The sequence below is a fragment of the Chloroflexota bacterium genome (assembly GCA_018648225.1).
In the GTDB taxonomy this organism is placed as follows: Bacteria; Chloroflexota; Anaerolineae; order Anaerolineales; family UBA11858; genus NIOZ-UU35.
The window spans coordinates 1-19010 of sequence record JABGRQ010000091.1 but is presented as its reverse complement, the minus strand read 5'-3'; the positions used below and the strand labels follow the sequence as shown (position 1 = coordinate 19010).

At 50.0% G+C, this 19010-nt stretch carries 17 protein-coding genes and 1 pseudogene; 2 read left to right on the top strand and 16 right to left on the bottom strand.

Features of this window, described 5'->3' with window-relative positions; translation table 11 throughout:
- The 14 genes and pseudogenes from HN413_08345 to HN413_08280 form a co-directional block, all read right to left on the bottom strand.
- Positions 1-323, bottom strand: a 323-nt coding sequence (locus HN413_08345; GenBank protein ID MBT3390405.1) for a dipeptidase, incomplete at its 3' end; no start/stop codon positions are given.
- A 146-nt stretch (positions 324-469) separates the two neighbouring features.
- Positions 470-1278 (bottom strand): annotated as a pseudogene (locus tag HN413_08340) (IS5 family transposase).
- A 194-nt stretch (positions 1279-1472) separates the two neighbouring features.
- Positions 1473-1637, bottom strand: coding sequence for a hypothetical protein (locus HN413_08335; GenBank protein MBT3390404.1), 165 nt, complete (start codon positions 1635-1637; stop codon positions 1473-1475).
- Positions 1638-1769: 132 nt separating this feature from the next.
- Positions 1770-4100, bottom strand: a complete 2331-nt coding sequence (locus HN413_08330; GenBank protein ID MBT3390403.1) for a hypothetical protein — start codon at positions 4098-4100, stop codon at positions 1770-1772.
- On the bottom strand, positions 4093-4500 hold the full coding sequence (locus HN413_08325; GenBank protein MBT3390402.1) for a hypothetical protein: 408 nt from the start codon (positions 4498-4500) through the stop codon (positions 4093-4095). Before HN413_08325 ends, HN413_08330 begins: the two co-directional genes overlap by 8 nt.
- On the bottom strand, positions 4463-4996 hold the full coding sequence (locus HN413_08320; protein ID MBT3390401.1) for a hypothetical protein: 534 nt from the start codon (positions 4994-4996) through the stop codon (positions 4463-4465). The genes HN413_08325 and HN413_08320 overlap by 38 nt, the downstream gene beginning before the upstream one ends.
- A gap of 133 nt (positions 4997-5129) precedes the next feature.
- Entirely contained in the window at positions 5130-5564 is a 435-nt protein-coding gene (locus tag HN413_08315; GenBank protein ID MBT3390400.1) for a helix-turn-helix transcriptional regulator, read from the bottom strand.
- Between the two features lie 442 nt (positions 5565-6006).
- A complete protein-coding gene (locus tag HN413_08310; GenBank protein ID MBT3390399.1) occupies positions 6007-7452 on the bottom strand; it encodes a trimethylamine methyltransferase in 1446 nt (481 codons plus the stop codon).
- Between the two features lie 19 nt (positions 7453-7471).
- Positions 7472-8488, bottom strand: coding sequence for an ABC transporter ATP-binding protein (locus tag HN413_08305; protein MBT3390398.1), 1017 nt, complete (start codon positions 8486-8488; stop codon positions 7472-7474).
- Between the two features lie 83 nt (positions 8489-8571).
- The gene (locus HN413_08300) at positions 8572-9375 is read right to left on the bottom strand and encodes an ABC transporter permease (protein MBT3390397.1); all 804 of its coding nucleotides are present in this window, start codon (positions 9373-9375) and stop codon (positions 8572-8574) included.
- Position 9376: 1 nt separating this feature from the next.
- On the bottom strand, positions 9377-10231 hold the full coding sequence (locus tag HN413_08295; protein ID MBT3390396.1) for an ABC transporter permease: 855 nt from the start codon (positions 10229-10231) through the stop codon (positions 9377-9379).
- Positions 10232-10326: 95 nt separating this feature from the next.
- Positions 10327-11475, bottom strand: coding sequence for an extracellular solute-binding protein (locus tag HN413_08290; protein ID MBT3390395.1), 1149 nt, complete (start codon positions 11473-11475; stop codon positions 10327-10329).
- Between the two features lie 128 nt (positions 11476-11603).
- Entirely contained in the window at positions 11604-13058 is a 1455-nt protein-coding gene (locus HN413_08285) for a hypothetical protein (protein ID MBT3390394.1), read from the bottom strand.
- Positions 13059-13091: 33 nt separating this feature from the next.
- Positions 13092-13718 carry a corrinoid protein gene (locus HN413_08280; GenBank protein ID MBT3390393.1) on the bottom strand — a complete coding sequence of 209 codons (627 nt, stop codon included), beginning with the start codon at positions 13716-13718 and terminating at the stop codon, positions 13092-13094.
- 246 nt (positions 13719-13964) lie between these two features.
- Between HN413_08280 and HN413_08275 the strand changes: the two genes are divergently transcribed.
- A complete protein-coding gene (locus tag HN413_08275; protein MBT3390392.1) occupies positions 13965-14441 on the top strand; it encodes an Lrp/AsnC family transcriptional regulator in 477 nt (158 codons plus the stop codon).
- 42 nt (positions 14442-14483) lie between these two features.
- Positions 14484-16949: a GcvT family protein gene (locus tag HN413_08270; GenBank protein MBT3390391.1), complete on the top strand. Its 2466-nt coding sequence runs from the start codon at positions 14484-14486 to the stop codon at positions 16947-16949.
- A 331-nt stretch (positions 16950-17280) separates the two neighbouring features.
- On the opposite strand, the gene HN413_08265 is transcribed toward HN413_08270, so the two are convergent.
- Both HN413_08265 and HN413_08260 read right to left on the bottom strand, forming a co-directional pair.
- On the bottom strand, positions 17281-18432 hold the full coding sequence (locus HN413_08265) for a hypothetical protein (protein ID MBT3390390.1): 1152 nt from the start codon (positions 18430-18432) through the stop codon (positions 17281-17283).
- A gap of 249 nt (positions 18433-18681) precedes the next feature.
- On the bottom strand, positions 18682-19010 hold a 329-nt coding region (locus tag HN413_08260; GenBank protein ID MBT3390389.1), incomplete at its 5' end, for a hypothetical protein.

The window sequence follows — 19010 nt, the reverse complement described above, 5'->3', positions numbered from 1 at the left end:
TCTCGACGCGATGGCGACCAGACATCGCGAACAGCCACATGGTGTTCATTTAGACCGCCATTGATCAGTGGGGCTGGTAATCCTTTGTAATACGAATAATGCGCAGCGATATATTTCGCCGTTCTTGCCACTTGTGGAATTTGGGTCAGTTGCCCCGGGAAATCGGCTTTATTGGTGACCCCTACAGTAATCATCGTGTTATCAGGATGGCTTCGTGAAGGCACAATTTCAAGCCAATGGCTCGAAGGCTCATCGCCATATCCCGCCAGAAAAGCATAACCACCCTGGCATAAATGCTTACCTATATAAATGCAGTAGCTCATCAACAGCCCTATTTTCCATCAGAAATTGGTTTTTGCGCCCAAGCTTCGACAATATTGAAATCGGACCCCAGGGCGAAATCGGGACCTTTTTCGTCGATTTCTCTCTGATGGGCAACCACATCCCTTCAATAGACCTCTTGCAAAAGTCATAACGTAGCCAGAAGTTCAAAATTATTAATGGCAGCGATCAAGTTAAAACGCAATCGGAAGCGTTTGCGACGATTACGATAGCGCTCGCTAAGGATGCGAAACACTTTTAGTCTTCCAATCACATGCTCGACATAAATACGTTGCCTTGCCAGTTTTCGATTAGCAGTTTTTTGCTCCGGTGTGAGCGGATGAAGTTTGGATTTCTTGGCAGGGATCTGGCTAGTGGTGTGAACTTTCTGGATGCCAAGATATCCTGTATCTGCTAAACATAGAATGTCTTGGGCGTTCTCTTTGAACAAGCGAAAATCATGTTGGCTGCCAGTACCAAAAGCGGTTGCAATGATTTCCATCGTGTTTTGCCGAATAATTACTTGTGCTTTCTGGGTATGGCGTCTCTTTTTGCCGCTGTAGTATCGTTTTTGCTTTTTTTCGGGCGTTCAATCGGTTGTTCACTGACATCCACCAGGATAACTTCAATGAGTGTATCACTTGGCTGGAGTACTTTCTTTCCAGGCAAACGAAACTCTCCTGAACGCATCAATGCATCTTCTACTTTGTTGACCGTGCGACAAACTGTTGCTTCACTGATGCCATACGACCCTACGATGTGAAACTGGGTACGATATTCTCGCCAGTACATCAAGGTCATCAGTAATTGGTCTGCACGACTCAATTTTGGTGGACGACCAAAATTCCGGAGTTCTTTTTCAAGAACAGCTAACATCTTGGCGAATGTCCCTGGTTTTACACCCGTTAGCCTTTTGAAGTCAGCGTCTTTCCAGTCTTTGATTTCTTCGTATCTCATTCACCTATTATGACACACTTATGCAAGAGACCTATTGAGCTGCGCTTCAATGGAATAATGATCATCCGTAGCTTGTTCTTCGGTTGAAACACGGGCGTAAAGGATAACTTCCTGTGGATTTGAAGTCATGTTGTTCTCCAAATTGTGACCCATAGAGGGGGGATGGATGGTTTCGTCTCCATTTTAGCCCATCTTCAGCGTTGGTCATCATCCAATTTAAAATTTGCGTCTTTGGTTTCTTCTTGAAACTTGCGGTTCACTTCCATCAATTTCTGTAGAAAGGCTTCGGTTTGACGCTCAATCTCCCAGGCCGATTCTTCTTCCAGTGGCGGGTACGGTTTTATTGGCGGATTGATCATGGCAATGGTTTCCCTCTGGGTTCAACGATTATCGGTCTTGATTCCAAACTTTAGCCAGGGGCAGTTCGCGACTGAACTCGTCAATGCGCTGACGCTCAATAGCTGTGATTTCTGTGTTCTTGCCTTTGGTGGTCATAGCATCCTCCCAATATATGTGGTGTCTCCAAAGAGTTCGTCGGTGAGAGAGTCGTCCTCGTCTGCTTCCCCTTCACAAGCTTCTTCTTCCGGCCAGAGTGTGAGCTGGCGTCCGCCGTCTAATACCAGGCTGGCGATATCGTTTTCAGCCATCCCGAAGGGCTGCAGCACCTGGAAAACGGAACGCACCAGCAAATCTCGATAGCGGGCTTTGTCGATCTGGCTCCATTTCGGTTCTTCGGGCAATCCCCATGCATAGACCCCCGGTTTCTCCCCTTTGACGTAGAGTATCGGCACGCGCTGCCCAACCCGCACCTCGATCCCGGCTGAGCGCAACTGCCGGGCAGCCTTGGCAGGCTCTGAATTTCCCCGGTAGTCATCCGGCTCGCGTGAAAGCCGTCTGCGGGTGACCAGCTCTTTCAGCAGAACACGTTCCCCATACAAATCGGCCACCGCCTGGTAGACAATTCCCAGGGCGTCAGGAATATGCTCCCCCAGGCGCTTCGTGTCCGCTTCACTGCTCAGTTCGGCCATAACCGACCGCTCCGCATTCGTGATCCAGGCCGGGGAATCGGCCCTACGCTGGGCCAGACCGCGCACTTTGAGCGCACCGTCATAGAACTTGCCGAAGTAACGGTTGGAAGCCCCGATGCGCGGGTTCATCTTCGACGGCAGAAATGCCAGCCACTGGAAGATGCCTTCCAGTTCGATGCTCAGGCCGGTGCGCTGGTTGATGGCTTCGATCAATTCCTGGAAATCTTCGGGGGTTCCGGCGCCTGCTTTGTGGACGAAGATCGAATCCGTGTTTCCCCCCAGCACTTCAAAGCCGAAATCGTGGGCCGTTTCGATGGCTCGCACCAGCATCTCGCGCCCGATGGCGCAGATGGCTTCATGCGCCAGAATACGTCCATATAAATTGTGGGCATGGCCTTGATAGCCAAAGGAGACATAGCCCAGCCACTTCAGGCCATCAATCGTGCCCTGCAGCTGCCCCTGGCGCGGGTCATTGGGCAAGAGCGTTTTGCGCAAAGCCTTGGCCAGACGGCGTTTCTCCAGCAATGGTTTCAAAATGGCAGCCACCAAGCCGGGCTGATCCTGGCGGATCGGCATCCCACTGTGCGGCACGATACGGTTTGTCGCGCCCGTCTCCCCGGCGGTTTCGCCGCTGATATTCCAGCCTGCCATGATCGACGGATACATCGAGAAGAAATCCAGCTCGGCCACATTGCGGTGCAGGCCGACGATGGGATGGTAGTTCAGCCCGCCGCCATCAGCATGGTTGAGCGCCATCAGTGGGCGGAAGGGTTCGGTCTGGCGTTTCTCCTGCGGCACCAGCACCCCCCAGCGCAGCGCCTGACGCATCTGCATGGCGGTGAAGCCTGCCCCTGGACTATTTCTGGCCGCAATCTGCACATCTAAACCGCTGACGCGGCCCATTTCGATGGCCGCCTGTAAACGGAAGCCCCCGCTCATGGCGGCATTGGCTGGGTCAACATGCCAGCGGCCATAGAGCAGGGTCTGGGCGGCGCGGTAGTTCACCTGACCATAGCTGTGATAGGTCAGTTCATCTTTAATGAAAGGTGCTTTGGCTTGATCGCGATTGGGGTTGAAGTCGATCTGGTATTTTTCGGCAATCTGCGCCAGGCGGGGGAAGAGCCAGGCATCCCCCCAGCGGGCCAGGATCACATCCGGATCAAAGCTGTCTAGGATGTGGATCACCCCCATTAACAGTTCTTGTTCATCACAGGTTTCAAGTTCCCAGGAGGCATCCTCGTTTTTTAGAATCAGGTGTCCAGGCAATGCATAGGCGGGATCGCAATCCGGCTCAATCCACAATATACGCAGATCAGGCAGGGCATAGCTCAAATCCCAGGGGCTGTCCAGCACGTCCAGGCTGACCACCTGCTGGTTATTATCAGCCAGCACCATACGGCAGCGGGCCATCGGGAAGGCCCCGGTTTCGCCGCCATAGCGCACCGAGAAAGGGATGCGGGCATTGTAGAGCTGCAAATCCCGGAAGCGTGACTGCAAATCGTAGAAAAGCCGGGTTTGTGTGACCGGGTCGGGGGCCGTGATAGCCAACACCCGGCGCGGGCCTTTGAAGAGATCGGTGCGAGTTGTGAAGGCCGTTTCCAGGGGTGATGGCTTGCGGGACAAGTAGCCTTGCGCGGCCTGCAAGCGGCGCTCGTCGCGCCCGGCGGCATAGAACGTGGCCGGGAAGGGCTGCCTGAGCCGCAGACGCCTTCCGTCCTCGGCAATCAGCCACAAGACCGCCCCGTCTTTCGCATCGGGATACACCGCCAAGAGCCAGCCGATAATCTCAGGCATAGTTCGGATACAGCAGTTCGAGCAGTTCTTCCCGCAGGCGCTTGCGCAGGTCTTCGATCTCCCAGCGCAGGCCTTCGACTTCGCCCTTGAGCAGGATCGTCTCCATCCCACGGGCCTGACGCTCAGCTTCGAGCTGCCGGATGCGGTGATCCTGATCAACGATTTTCTCATCCAGGCGGTGGATGGCTTTCTCCTGCTCCAGATTCATCGTCAGCAGGATGCTGGTGATCGGCAGCGGATGCTTGGCTTTCTCCGCTGCCGGGACATGAAACTCGGCCTTGTTCCACAGATCGTCGAAGCGCGCTTTGTCGCCACGTTGCAGCAAAGCCCGGCGCATTTCCGCAAACAAGGTCCGCTCGCGTTTAAACTGCTGGGAAAAGGGTGGCAGGGTATGGCCCATCGGTGGTTCCTGTGGAATGGTGATCGGTGGAATACTCGCAGGCGCGGCTGCTGCGGCAAAGCGCCGCTGCCAGTCGCTCCAGTGCGGGCTGTGGTCGGGCGCTGACGAAAACCAGGGAGGCCTGACTCAAACGCCGCAGTTCGACCCGGCACTGGGTGAAGAAGCGCTCAGCCTGGCGGTCATCTTCCTCGCCAAAGCGCGCCAGCAGATCGCTGACCAGCAGCGGGGTTGGGTCGGGGGTCAATTCGATGAGAAAATCCAGCAGTTGGAGGGCGGTTTCCGCGCGGGCGAAGACGATGCGCTCTTCCAAAATCCAGGTATATGCCTGACCGACGCGCCGGGCCAGTTCATAGGCCAGATCGTAGAATGGCAGGCGGTTGCCGCACACCAGCAGGCGCACGCCAGTGGTGAGGGCCAGTTCGACCGTCAGATCAAAGCTGACGGAATGCGGGATGCGGTAAATCTCTCCGAGCGGGAGTTGTGCAGGGGGTTGCATGTCCCCCACAATAATGGAAACATGCGTTCTAGTCTATCCCCCACAGGATGATATTGCGGGGGATTTAAGGGGTAACCCGATGGGGGATGCAGATATGGGGGGCGGGGGAGGCCAAAACCGGCAGATATACGGGTCAGGTAGACGACTTTGGATGATCAAACCCGCCGAAATTCCACCTGCGCAGCATATAGCGCAGTTGGTGACGACCGCGCACCTGGAACTTGCGAAGAATTTCGCGGATATGGGATTTGACGGTTTCGGAGGAGATATCGAGTTTGACGGCGATTTCGGCATTGGTGTACCCCAGACAGGCCAAGGCGGCGACTTCCTGCTGGCGCTGGGAGAGTTCCCGCCAGTGACGCATATGCTGACTGGTGGTTTGGTACTGCTCGATGGCAGCTTTTTTCAGTAACAGCGCCGCCAATTCTTCCAGACTGTATTCCTGCCCTTCCGCCAATTCCCCCAGCAGGCCCAGCAGTTCATCGTCCACCGGGATCGTCAAGGTTGGGTTTGATCGTTTGCGGGCGAGACGCAGGTTGTCAACGATAAGCTGAAATCCGGTGGTCATGAATTGCATCCTGGATGGTACGAATAATTAGAATATGCGTTCTACTACGGCATCGGTATGCCATCCTCGCCAAAGCCCTATTGCTTGTGTCGGGACAAAAGATAGGACAAAAAAAGAAATTACTAAACTTGTAGTAAAAGCATCGCCAAATACACAACTTAGTTTCAAGTAGTAAGTGCAACTTTAAAGGTCAAAAAAGGAGGCAAGCTGAGTTAGGATAAGTCTCCCAGACCGACCAGAATTCAAAGTACGAGCAAGCCTATAGGCTTGCTCGTACTCAGGACGCCGTGGTTTCCCCCTAAAAACCACCAAAGAAGTGTCCAGTTCTATGGGACCACCACAGCCTTCTTTTTTTATACATTTTCGCTGACAGTTTTGCTGTTGCTTATTGCCCCATATGTATCTGTCTTCAAAACTTCATTGAGCATTACTCATTTCTCTCTTATTCTTCTGAAAGCGTTACTTCCGCTTGCCTGTTGACGATTTTGTTAATTTCCATCCGTACGCTTTCAGGAAGCGGTTCGGGCTGATGGTCGTTGAGAATTGTCTCAACCCGTTGCCTTGCCCGTTCGGCTAAAGATTTGCTCCCGCCTTCTTCCCACTCCTTGAAAATACCACGCTCGAACAAATCCGGGTACCAGGTTTTCTTATAGTTCTTGAAGGTATGATTGGTTCCCAGATAGGATCCATTGGCGCCAACCTTGGCGATATCACCCAATGCCAAGGTTTCATCATTCACTTCTATATCGGTGAAGAAAGCTTTCACCCAGTCTACAATCTGATTACAAATGACCAGTTGGGTAAATGAATATGTAAGACCGGATTCCAGATAGCCTAAATCATGTATGATATTGCCTCCCAAGAGGACATCTGCAAAGATCGTCAGGGCTGCTTCGGCAGCGGCTTGCTGGTCAACAACCTTCGAATCGCTCCCCCCTGCCAAAGAAAACGTAGGCAGGCTATAGCGTTGAGATAGAGAACGGATAAAACCCTTCTCCGGATACGCATAAGGCGAGACCATCGTACGCATATCCATAGAGGCGGGGTCCATTGCCGAAATAATCATTGGCGCTCCGGCGCGAACAATTTGCGAAAGAACCAACCCCACCAGCATCCCCGCATTATCCAGGGCTATTGCACCCGCCTGTGTCATTGGACTGGTAACGCCTGCATTCGACCCAGGAATGTACAATGATGGCAACCCCTTCCGAGAAAGATATATCAGTTTTTCTAATGGATCATCATTATGAACTGCTCCAGATATTGTATTAATATAACATGTCAAAATCGGTTTTTCTCGAAGGGCATCGGCGCCACCAACCACTGCCTCTGCCATTTCTACCGAATTTTTTAAGCCCTGGGATTTGTAAGAGACAACGATGATCGGTTTGGTTGTGTTCGCGAGCATCACTTCTGTTTGGTAGGTATCCGCCAGAGTCTGATCTACATCTGATGGCAAGAGCATTGACATAATAAAATCGATGTTGGGCAGGGCGTCACACAGGCGCACTCCTTCAACAACATCTTGCAGTGTTGGTTTTCGCCGTGCACTAGTGCGATGGTCGATGATATTCAAGCAATCGGAGCCGGGGCCAAAAAAGCAACGGTCTCCACCCAAAGGCATAACAGGATTTCCGTGACGGTCGTAAAGTGTCACTTCATTGGGAACAGTCGAAAAGGCATTCTCCACAAGCTTTGGCGGTATGCGGACAAGATTTCCGTCGGATACGCTTGCCCCTGCTTTTTGTAATAGGTCAATAGCTTCAGACAAATAAAGCCGCACACCAATATCTTCCAAGATTTCGAGACTGGCTGCATGGATTTTTTCTGCCTGGGTATCTGTGAGGCGGGTGTATCGATTCTTTAGGTTTCTATGTGGGGTGAGCATAATATTATCTCCAACAGAATTAATTGGCCAAAATCTTGGCATCTTCAGGCACCCAACTAATTTTTACAGTGGCGCCTTTAGGAAATGCGCTGATATTCTCTTTGCTGCGGTTTTGGATCCTGATCTGTATCTCCTGACCGGTTGCCAATTCCAATAAATACCTGATATCCGTCCCAATATAGACAACTTCCGTAATAGTTCCAGAAATACCCGGCCCTTCTTGTTCGCCAGGAGATGATATAACCATACGTTCTGGACGAATAGTAATCGTTGTGGCGGCATTCTGTGCTGGTTTCTCGCTACTCATCATGGCATAGCTTCGCTGATTGCCGATTCGGATCACGGCCCATTCCTGCTCCATTCCTTCAAATGTACCATTGATGAAATTACTTTCTCCAATAAAATCAGCAACAAAATGGTTGGCTGGTTCTTCATACAAACTCACCGCATCACCCATTTGCTGGATAATCCCATCTTTCATCACCGCTATCCGGTCTGACATGGTCAATGCTTCTTCTTGGTCATGGGTAACATAGATAAATGTGATTCCGACCTGCTCTTGAAGATGCTTCAACTCAATCTGCATATCTTTCCGTAGTTTGAGATCCAAAGCACCAAGCGGTTCATCAAGCAAGAGAACAGATGGTTGGTTTACCAGGGCACGGGCGAGTGCGACACGTTGCTGCTGACCCCCTGAAAGTTGGGATGGTTTACGTTGCCCCATGCCGGTCAGTTGAACAAGTTCAAGTGCTTCTGCCACACGCCGATCTTTCTCCAATCTTGGGACCCGCTTGATGGTTAGACCAAACCCCACATTTTTTTCCACACTCAAATGAGGGAACAGCGCATAATCTTGAAAAACAGTGTTAACCGGGCGCTGATTTGGCGGAATATTGGTCATCGGTTTCCCCATGATGAACATCTCTCCCTCGCTGGGTTGCTCAAATCCGGCGATCAAGCGCAGCGTTGTCGTTTTTCCACACCCACTTGGTCCGAGTAAAGTAAAGAATTCATTCGGGGGAATACACAGGTCCATCTTTTTTACGGCCACGACAGCATCTGAACTGCGTCCGGCGCTGTAGATCTTTGTTACGTTCTTTAGTTCAACAGCGAAATTCATCATTCTTTTTTACCTCGCTTAATATCTATTTGCCCATAACTGCGTAACCATTCTGACAAAACCAGTAAGAGAATTGATGAAACCATGAGAATCGCCGCTAATGCCACAACAATAGGCAACCGTTTAGGGAAGCGAAGTTGAGAGTAAAGATACACAGGTAGCGTGGTTTGGGTCCCCACAAGGAATGATGAGATGGCATACTCATCGAACGAGATTGTGAAACAAATCAGAAATGCAGCGATAATAGATGGCAGAGAGATCGGTAGTGTGACCCGTAGCAAGGCTCCCCAGTAGGTGGTTCCCAGATCCATGGCAGCCTCTTCTAAATTTTTGGGGAACCCTGCCAATCGGGCAGAGATGATCAGCAAAGCATACGGCATCGAGATAACAACATGCATTATTCCGGCTGCCCATGCAGACAATTGAATTCCAATTTCCCTGTACAGGATCAAAGCAGAAACGCCGAGAATCACTGAAGGGATAACAAGAGGCATAGCACTTAAAGCCGTGATAATATCACGGCCAGGGAAATTAAAGCGCACAATGGCAATTGCTCCCATCGTGCCAAGCAGCGTTGCCACCATAGACACACCAATTCCCAGAAAAATACTTACTTGAACCGCATTTAATAGCTCCTTGGTCTTGGATAATTCAGCATACCAATTTAGGGTAAAACCTTTCATGGGAAAGGAAAGATGAATGGAGTCATTAAAGGAAAATATAATTAATAGAATGATTGGCACGTATAAAAGCAAAGCCAGGGTCAAAAAATATATGCCACCAGGGTTTCGAAATCTACGCATTTTATATTCCCAACAGGTCTGAAACAGAAACGAATCGAGTAAATAGCCAGAGCAGCACAATAAGAGCCACTAACATGGCTATGCTCATAGTAGACCCCATTGGCCAGTTCAGCGCTTTTACAAACTGATCTTGGATCAGATTTCCATACATCAGGCTATTCCCGCCAACCAATTTGGGGGTCACGTATTCACCAATAGTGGGGATGAAGACAAAGAAGAATCCCGCTATTACACCCGGCAAACTCAGTGGGAGTGTCACCCGCAAGAATGCCTCCCAGGATTTGCATCCAAGGTCAGATGCAGCTTCTAGCAAGTTCTTGTCGATCCTTTCAAGGGCAGCAAAGATAGGCAAGGCAACAAAAGGTACCCACACATAGACCAATGTGAGGATGATTGCCTGGCGACTGTACATGAGAATAGGTGATGCCTCTTTGGTAAGTCCTAACCATAACAAAAAAGTGTTCAGCAGGCCATTGGACGACAAAATTAACTTCCATGCAAAGACGCGTAATAAGTAGCTAGTCCATGTTGGGACAATGATAAGGGTTAGCAAAATAATGCGTTGCGGTCCAGCACGAAAAACCAAAAAATATGCTAATGGATAGGCTAATAGCACGGAAATAAGTGAAATCATAAGAGAAATGAGGATAGACCGCCACAACAAATTCAGAAAGATTGAGTTTGTAAGAAAATATTTGTAGTTGTCCAAGGTAAAAATATTTCGTGCATCACCCATCGTTCCAGATCGAAAGCTAAAAACGATCATGATTCCGATTGGCAGGATAAAAAAAAATAGCAGGTATGATGTTGGCAGAGAAATTAGTTTCAGTACCCTGTTACTCACTGAATTTTCCATAGCTTCTTCCTTGTCTGGGCCTCTTCAAGAGTACAAATTGAAGAGGCCCGTATAAAAAGTTGTAATAAAAATCGAAGAATTTAGGAACAGTCCTCTTACTGCGAAGCCTTCACTTCAGACCATTCGTTTGACCAGAACTCTCTAGTCTCATCTGTGAGTGGCTCGTAAAGTATCAAACCTTCCACTACTTTCGGGTCCGTTAACCCCAGAAGATCGGCTGTTTCGGGGTCGATTTTTTCAATAGCGTCGAAATTGGCAACACCATAACCATATTCATTCGCCAGGTAGGCTTGAGAATCAACAGCAATGTAGGCATCAATCATCTCGGTTGCCAGTTCCGGATTCTGTGATGTTGATGGAATTGCAAACCCACACAAGTAACCCAGGCTGCCTTCATCCGGTATGACATATTTAACTTCATAACCTTCTCCGAGCAATGCAATGTAGGATGCATTCCAGGCATTGCCAGCAACCCACACATCGCCTGATGAGATCAACTGATCCAGTTCTGTCTGGTCAGACCAATACACCAGTACATTTGGAACCAACTCAGTGAGCTTTTGTTTGATCGCTTCATCTTCTTCAGGCGTTGTGTTCCACGGATCAAGCCCCAGTGCCAAAGCAGTGATAACATGCATACTCTCACCGGAATCATACACCGCAACATGACCGGCATATTGCGGATCCCACAAATCCGCCCACGACGTAGGCACTTCCTCTACAAGATCAGTGCGAACAAGAATGGCTTCAAAGCCCCAGTCCCAGGGAACCCAGTACTGTTCGCCATTGAATACACCCTTCTCCGTCAGCGGCGTTGACATACCAGACCAATTTGACAAGTTGGAAGTATTGATCGGTTGAACCAATCCCTCGTCAACCATCAGTTTCCAATATTGGTTACAGGGATGGACAAGATCCGCCTGAAAGCCATTCGATATCTGGGCATATGCTTCAGCACTCTCACCCATAAAACTAAATTGAACATCCGCATCAGGGTGATTTTTAGCGAAATCTCCCCAAAACTCTTGGAGTTCATAACCAGACCAATCGATCATAACCAGGGCTTCCGGCGCTGTCTCGACTACTTCCTCGGAAACTGCCTCGCTTTCAACTACTTCCACGGAAGAGGCCGCCTCATTTTCAACCACTTCATCAGAAACCGGTGCTTTTTGGCAGGCAGATACCAGCAATGCCAGCATGACAAATACCCCCAACAATACTAACAATTTACTTTTGTGTTTCATCCTTTACTCCTTTTTTGAAATTGTTTTCGGAAGAGAAACTGTTCAGGTTTACCTATTCCTTTTCAGGAAATCACCTCCTCAAAAAATTAATTAAAAAAGCACCCACAAAGGAGTGCTTAAAAAAACATTTATAAAGCAGGAAGTTGATCCATCCCGGCTTCTTTAGCCAACCCTGAAACCATATTTTGTAGTTCGGTCATCTGATCCGGCGGCAAATCGGGAGCTTGGTAGGCGTTGAGCAAATTCTGAAGCTGCGCTTTTGCACGCGCAAAGGTGTCAGTTGCCCCATTCTGTTCCCAAGTACGTATGGAGCCACGATCAATCGCCGCGGAGGGCAGGTATTGCTCTTTTTTTAATAGCTGGCGTGTGATGCGTTGTTTCAAAAATTCGCCTTTGAAATTGATGCCCTCGAACATCTCAGTTGCCAAAGTATCGGTGTGTACCAGCATTCCCTTCAACATACGTTTTGCCATCCCTATCGCTTCGGCGTCGATTAAAAGTTTTTCGGGACTCATGCATGCTAGAAAATCCAGCATGCCCGCGCCGGAGATCATGTTGATTCCCGCCAGAGCGCCGATCATAGCGGCGGTGCTGCTCTCCATCCCGGCTTGATAATCCACTACTTTCGCGTCGCTAGAGCCCAAATATGTATGTGTTGGAAAACCGAATGTTTTACCCACCTGGGCATAAGCTGTATCAATCATGGCGGTTTCGACCGCACCCATTGGAGTAGTACCCTGGCGCATATCCATGATAGCAGGAGCTCCGCCCCAAACGATAGGCGAACCAGGTTTGGCTAACTGGTGGATGGTGATCCCGCTGATGCATTCGGCAGTATGCTGCACCACAGAACCGAGTAATGTGATCGGCGCAGCAGCCCCAGCCAGGGGCATGGATACCATTTCAGCGGGGATACCGGCTCGAGCCAGATCAATCAGGCTTCGCGAGCCAAACTTACTCCAGATCAAGGGTGGGGAAGGGCAGACATCAAATACAGCGGTCGGTTTTTTAGCTAGTGCATCACGCCCGCCGGCGAAGATCGCCAACATATCAATCATAGCGCTGGTATTTTGGGTCGTGAAGGCTCCGGTGACCACTGGTTTTTTCGAGAACATTAGCACCAAATACAGGCGGTAGAGATCACCAATTTCTTTGGGGACTTCACTACACACGACCGAAGTGGATTGGGCATCATACTGCCAGAGCGAATCGGCGGTTTTGATAACTTTGACAAGGTCCTGGGTGGTAGCTGGGCGATGTTTCAGGGTGTCAGCATCCAAGATATTCACGCCGGATGAGCCGGGATCAAAGTGAACCGAATCCCCCCCATAGTGCACGGTCGGTTCTCCATCTCGATTATAGAGGTAAAACTCCCGAGGCACGGTTTCCAACGCTTTTCGGGCAACGTCCTCCGGGATGTGAACCACCTGCTGGTCTTCATCTACTTGGGCACCGGCATCTGCTAATAATGCGCGGGCTTCCTTGAGTTGAACCTTGATGCCAGGCTTTATCATTAGTTGAAAAGCTTCATCGATAATTTGGGCGATCAGCTCAGATGACAGAATTCTAAGTTGTGGCTGCATGATCATATCCTTTTATTTTTTGCTCATTCCAACTTACTCAATCCCCATCAGTTGCTTTGCAACCGCGACAGCACCCACAGCATCCTCGCTAAAAGCATCGGCGCCAATCTCATCGGCCCAATTGCGCGTAACAGGTGCTCCGCCGACCATTATTTTTACCGTGGGGCGCATTCCCATATCATCCAAAGCTTCAACGACATCGCGCTGTTTGGTCATAGTCGTGGTCAGTAAAGCGCTGACGCCGATAATATCAGCGTTTTCGTTTCGAGCTGTCTCGACCATGCTCATCACGGGCACATTCACGCCCAGATCAAAGACTTTGAACCCGGCTGCCGAAAGCATAGTTCCGACCAACGTTTTGCCAATATCATGGATATCACCCTCGATAGTACCCAGAACCACTGTACCCAGAAGCTTGCGCTCTGTTCCCTGTTTAGACATTTCGGGTTCCAGCACGCTTACCGCTGTTTTCATGGCTTCACCAGCCATGACAAGTTCCGGTAAAAACGCCTCTCCAGTACTAAAAAGCTCACCAACATGATCAACGCCAACAACAAAGCCTTTGTTGATCGCATCCAAGGGATCAATGCCTAACTCGATGGCTTGTTTGGCAAGGTCTTCGGCATCTTCAGACTCGCCATCGATGATGCTCTGTGCCATCGCTTTAAAAATTTGCTCAATCACGGTCAACTCCTACAATACTTTCGGTATTCAATAATTTTTGGGAAAAGAAACCCGATTTTGTTTGCGATAATAACGAAAAACGCTTGATATGTCAATAGAAAACAACGATATTCGTATGTTTTACCTTGATATTAAGCGATTCTTAGTGTATATTCGTAATAATTATACTTAATTCGCAATACAAACGGCGAAAATAGCTTATTAGTTGAAAGAGAGCAAAAAATGGATGACTTGGATATTCTTATTTTGAATGCCCTTCAAGAAGACGGAAGGACCCCATTTACTCAAATTGCTAAAAAAGCTGGCGTTGCGGAGTCTACCATTCGAAGCCGGTATACCAGTTTGGCGGAACGCGGTATAGTTCAGACCATTGCAGTAGTGGATCCATTCTCATTAGGGCATAATGCCCCTGCACTGATCGGTATCTTTGCCGAACCTGGTAAAGTTCACGCTGTAGCGGGCGCGCTTGAAAAATTGGCAGAAATTTCGTACCTGGTTTTAACGCTAGGGAGGTATGATTTAGTTGTTGAAGTTTTTTGCCGAGACCGCGAACACCTCACAGATTTAATTACGAATCAGATTCAGCTTATTTCTGGCATACGGGGCACCGAAACGCTGGTGATAGGCAAAATTTTCAAGCTTAGTTTTTTCTGGAAATTCGAGAGTGATTCTCAAATTGGATGGGGAAAAATCTGCTAATTAATTTGAATGCCGAATAGCCTAAATTCAAGGAGTAGTGTAATGGCAAATATTCTCTTACCAGATCGCGCCCGCGTAGTCATTGTTGGGGGTGGCATCATCGGGTGCTCGATAGCCTATCATTTGGCAAAAATGGGCTGGAAAGACACCCTGTTGCTGGAGCGCGATCAACTAACGTCCGGGACAACCTGGCACGCCGCGGGGTTGATGGTCACGTTTGGCTCGACATCTGAAGTTTCAACGGAATTTCGCAAATACACACGCGATCTCTACACCAGCCTCGAAGCCGAAACAGGCTTCTCAACGGGCTTTAAGCCAGTTGGGTTTATCGAAGTGGCAAGCAACCCGGATTACCTGGAAGAATATCGTCGTGTGTCCGCATTCAATCGTCATTGCGGTGTGGATGTGCAGGAGATTTCGCCCAAAGAGATCAAGGATTTATTCCCGCTGGCGCGCGTCGATGATCTGTTAGCCGGTTTTTACGTCAAAGACGATGGCCGCGTCAACCCCATCGATGCCACCATCGCCCTGGCCCGGGGGGCGCAGCAATATGGCGCCAAAATCATCGAAGGTGTTCCAGTTACTGGGATCACCAAGAAAAATGGTGTGGTGACCGGCGTGACAACCCCCCACGGAAATATTGAAGCCGAATACGTGGTCAACTGCGCCGGGATGTGGGCCAGACAACTTGGCGAGTTGTCCGGCGTGAATATTCCCAATCAGGCCGCAGAACACTACTATCTGATCACCGAAGAGATCAAAGACCTTCCGCCCAATATGCCCATCCTTGAAGACCCATCACACTACGGCTACTACCGCGACGAAGTGGGCGGTATCATGGTGGGCCTGTTTGAGCCGGATTGCGCCCCGTGGAAAATTCAGGGCATCCCCAACGATTTTTCTTTTGGCGAAATCGCGCCGGATTGGGAGCGCATGACCCCGTTTTTGGAGAAAGCGATGTCACGCGTGCCGATTACGATGGAAATTGGCATCAAGAAATTTTTCTGCGGGCCTGAAAGCTTCACACCTGATCTGAAACCGATCGTTGGTGAGGCCCCGGAATTGCGCAACTATTTTGTGACCGCCGGGCTTAATTCCATCGGCATTATCACGGGCGGCGGGCTGGGCCGCGCTATGGCACACTGGATCATCAATGGAAGCCCGGATTTCGATATCACCGGCTTCAACATTGACCGCCTTCATCGGTACCAAAACACGCCCGAATACCGCAAGCATCGCACAGTGGAGTCTCTGGGGATGGTTTACAAATGCCATTATCCGAACAAATCCTACCAAACAGCCCGGGGCGCCAAGCAATCGCCGATCCACGAGCGTTTGGCGGCACGCGGGGCATACTTCAGGGATGTCAGCGGCTGGGAAAGCGCGGATTGGTACGCCCCCGCGGGCTTCGAACCCACAGTGGATAAATTATCCTGGGGCCGGGAAAACTGGTTCCCCTGGTGGGAAGCCGAACACAAAGCGGCACGCGAAAATGTAATTCTGATGGATATGTCGTTTATGTCCAAATTTTTAGTCCAGGGACGTGACGCCGGAAAAGTTCTCAACTACGTCTCGGCCAATAATGTGAATGCCAGCACCGGCCAGGTCACTTATACCCAATGGCTGAACCCGGAAGGAAAACTGGAAGCTGACCTAACCGTCACAAAACTGGAAGAGGACAAGTATCTACTCGTTGTCACCGATACCATGCACCGCCACGCCGAAACCTGGCTCAAACGGCATATATCAGCTGATGACTACGCCTTTGTCACGGATGTAACGTCAGCCTACGCACAACTGAATATTCAGGGGCCAAAATCCAGAGAATTGCTGCAAAGCATCACCACCGCCGATCTATCGAATGAAGTCTTTCCATACAGGTGCGCCCGCGAAATCGAAATTGGGTATGCCAAAGTACTTTGTATTCGCATCACCTACCTGGGCGAATTGGGTTATGAACTGTATATACCAAGCGAACAGGCCACGCACGTGTATGATCACATCGTGGAAGCCGGAAAAGCATTTGACCTTCGCCACGCCGGACTTAAAGCGCTTGCCAGCCTGCGTATGGAAAAAGGCTACCGCGATTACGGGCATGATATGGATAACACCGATGACCCCTATGAAGTTGGCCTGGGCTTTTGCATTGATCTGCAGAAACCGGGTGGATTCATCGGCAAAGAGGCCGTATTGGCGAAAAAAGCACAGGGACCACTGAAGCGACGCCTGGCCCAGGTGTTGGTTAAAGACCCCGAGCCATTCCTCTTCCACGCCGAAGTAATTCGCAGAAATGGCGTGGATGCGGGCTACGTCAGAGCTGGTTCTTACGGCTTCACCCTGGGCGGCGCGGCAGGATTGTTCATGATCGAAGCCGACGAACCCGTAACCGCCGATTATATTGCCAAGGGAAAATGGGAAATCGAAATCGCCGGAAAGATTTACCCGGCTGAAGTATCCTTGCGCCCCTTTTACGACCCAGAAAGAAAGAAATTAGAGCTAGGAGAATAGGTCGGCTCTCCCGACTTTAAGAAAGCCGTGTCCGTATGCCAAGGGCCCTATTGATCTCCACTAAAAAACTTTGTCATACTACCTATGCGCTGCCCAGGGTGCCCCCTCACTCTGGGTGGCGTATTTTTTAGGCGGCAAGCACACCCCATAGCACGAAAGGACGTTTTATGAAACTGATCCTGACGGATCTGGAAGACACCCTGACCACCGGCTCAAGCTGGCGCGGTCTGGGTAAATTCTACCAGCGGCACTACAGCCGCCTGAAATACAATTGTTTCTTTGCCCACTTTCTGCCGCGCTTCCCGCTGATGAAAGTTGGTCTGCTTGACCGTCAGAAAACGATGACAGCCTGGATGCGTGCTGAGATCAACTTGCTGCGCGGTTTCCGCCCCAGCGAAGTCAACGCCATGGCTGAATTTGTGGTCTTCGCGATGAAAGGTAGCGTTGCGTGAATCGCATTGGCGAGTTGAATGAACAAATGCAGATCTTCCAAGGTATTGTCATCCGCCAGTTCCAGATCGCGCCAGACCTCTGGTAATGCGCGATGGCTAACTCTCATTGTATAACTGCGTACACTACCGCGGCGTGCCAGGCGAGATGGACGCGGGCGGCGATATCCTTGATCAGGATCGTATTCTCGAGGCAGATCAGGTGGGGCTTCGTAGTCGTAGGCCTGCAAGTTCTGACCAAACAAGGCGCTTACCAGCGAGAAAGACTTGGGTTGCGGGTGAGGCGCGGGCGCGTCATTCTCTTCTGGCTCATATTCAGACCAGATTTCACTGATCGGGTCGGGAGGAACCGGATGGCGGTACATCCCAGTTGCCAGTAAGTGCGTGGTAAGATCCCAAACGGTCACCCCCCAAGGCCGGCTGGCGCGTTTACGAGCGGTATCCAGGATAGCCTGGTTACGTGCCGTTACGGCAGATTCGTCACGATCTACCCGCGTTTCAAAAGCGACCGCATAGCGCTTTTCTTCCCCGTCCAGCACAGAAAAGATCAAATGATCATCCGCTTTAGCCCCCAAGGTTTCGAACCAATGCCAAAACGTTGGCGTAGCATACGTCCCCCAGTTTTTGTACGTGACATGTTCCAGCGCCAGGGTTGTGAGCGTGTTATCCGGGAGTTCTACGGTGACCGGGCCGCGGTCGCTGTATTTCTGCGGGGCAAAAAAGGTTGGCCAGAGTGCATCCCGCAGATCATCATCCCAGTACAACACCTTGTCGGCAAATTCAGCCTCTTGCAACGTGTGGCGCAAAATTGAGCCATTGAGCAATCTCATTTTCCAACCATAGCAGCCATCCCCGGTGGTGACGATCAAATAGCTCTGGCTAATAGCATTGCGGATGGTCTGTTTAGGGTTTTTGGTCGTGATAGGCGTGATAGCGTTGACTCTCTCGATGATCTCATTGACTGTCAAAGGTTCTTGAGAGGCTTGCACAACCTGGTGCGCTAACGCCGTGAAACTTGTTTTCTGTGGGGGCATACCTTCTGTCCTTGCAATAATCTCATAAAGCGCCAAACCAACAACCTGATTGGGGTGGCTGCCAGGGTCTGTCTATTTTAAAAACCAAGACTATCAGGTTATCAACTCACTGGCGATACGGTCATATAATCAAGATTAATCTTGGTGAAATAATTCTACATAGGATAACGCAAACCAGATCACCCAATAGAGGTTAAATTCCCCCATTATTCATCTACCAGGGTAGACTAATTTTATAGACCGTCTGTTCTAGAACCAATTTGCAATATCTTCCCACAATTCTGGCATTTCCAAAAGCTGAGCAAATTGGTTGACCCAACCCTGAATACGTTTTTGGTCCAAGCCAGGGTTACTTTGAATGATCCCTTGGATATCCAACAAGTCTTTTGGACGGTGTGCGATGGCTTTCATAATGATCAGGTCTTCGGGAGTTGGTAGGCGGATTGTTAACGTATCATCGATTGTATGAGAAATACTTCGCTGAATTACTTCTTCCTCGAAAGGCAAAACACCCAATGAAATATCAATGCTGGTTTGAGAGCGCTCATGGCGTAACAACAATACCCGACTACGCTTTG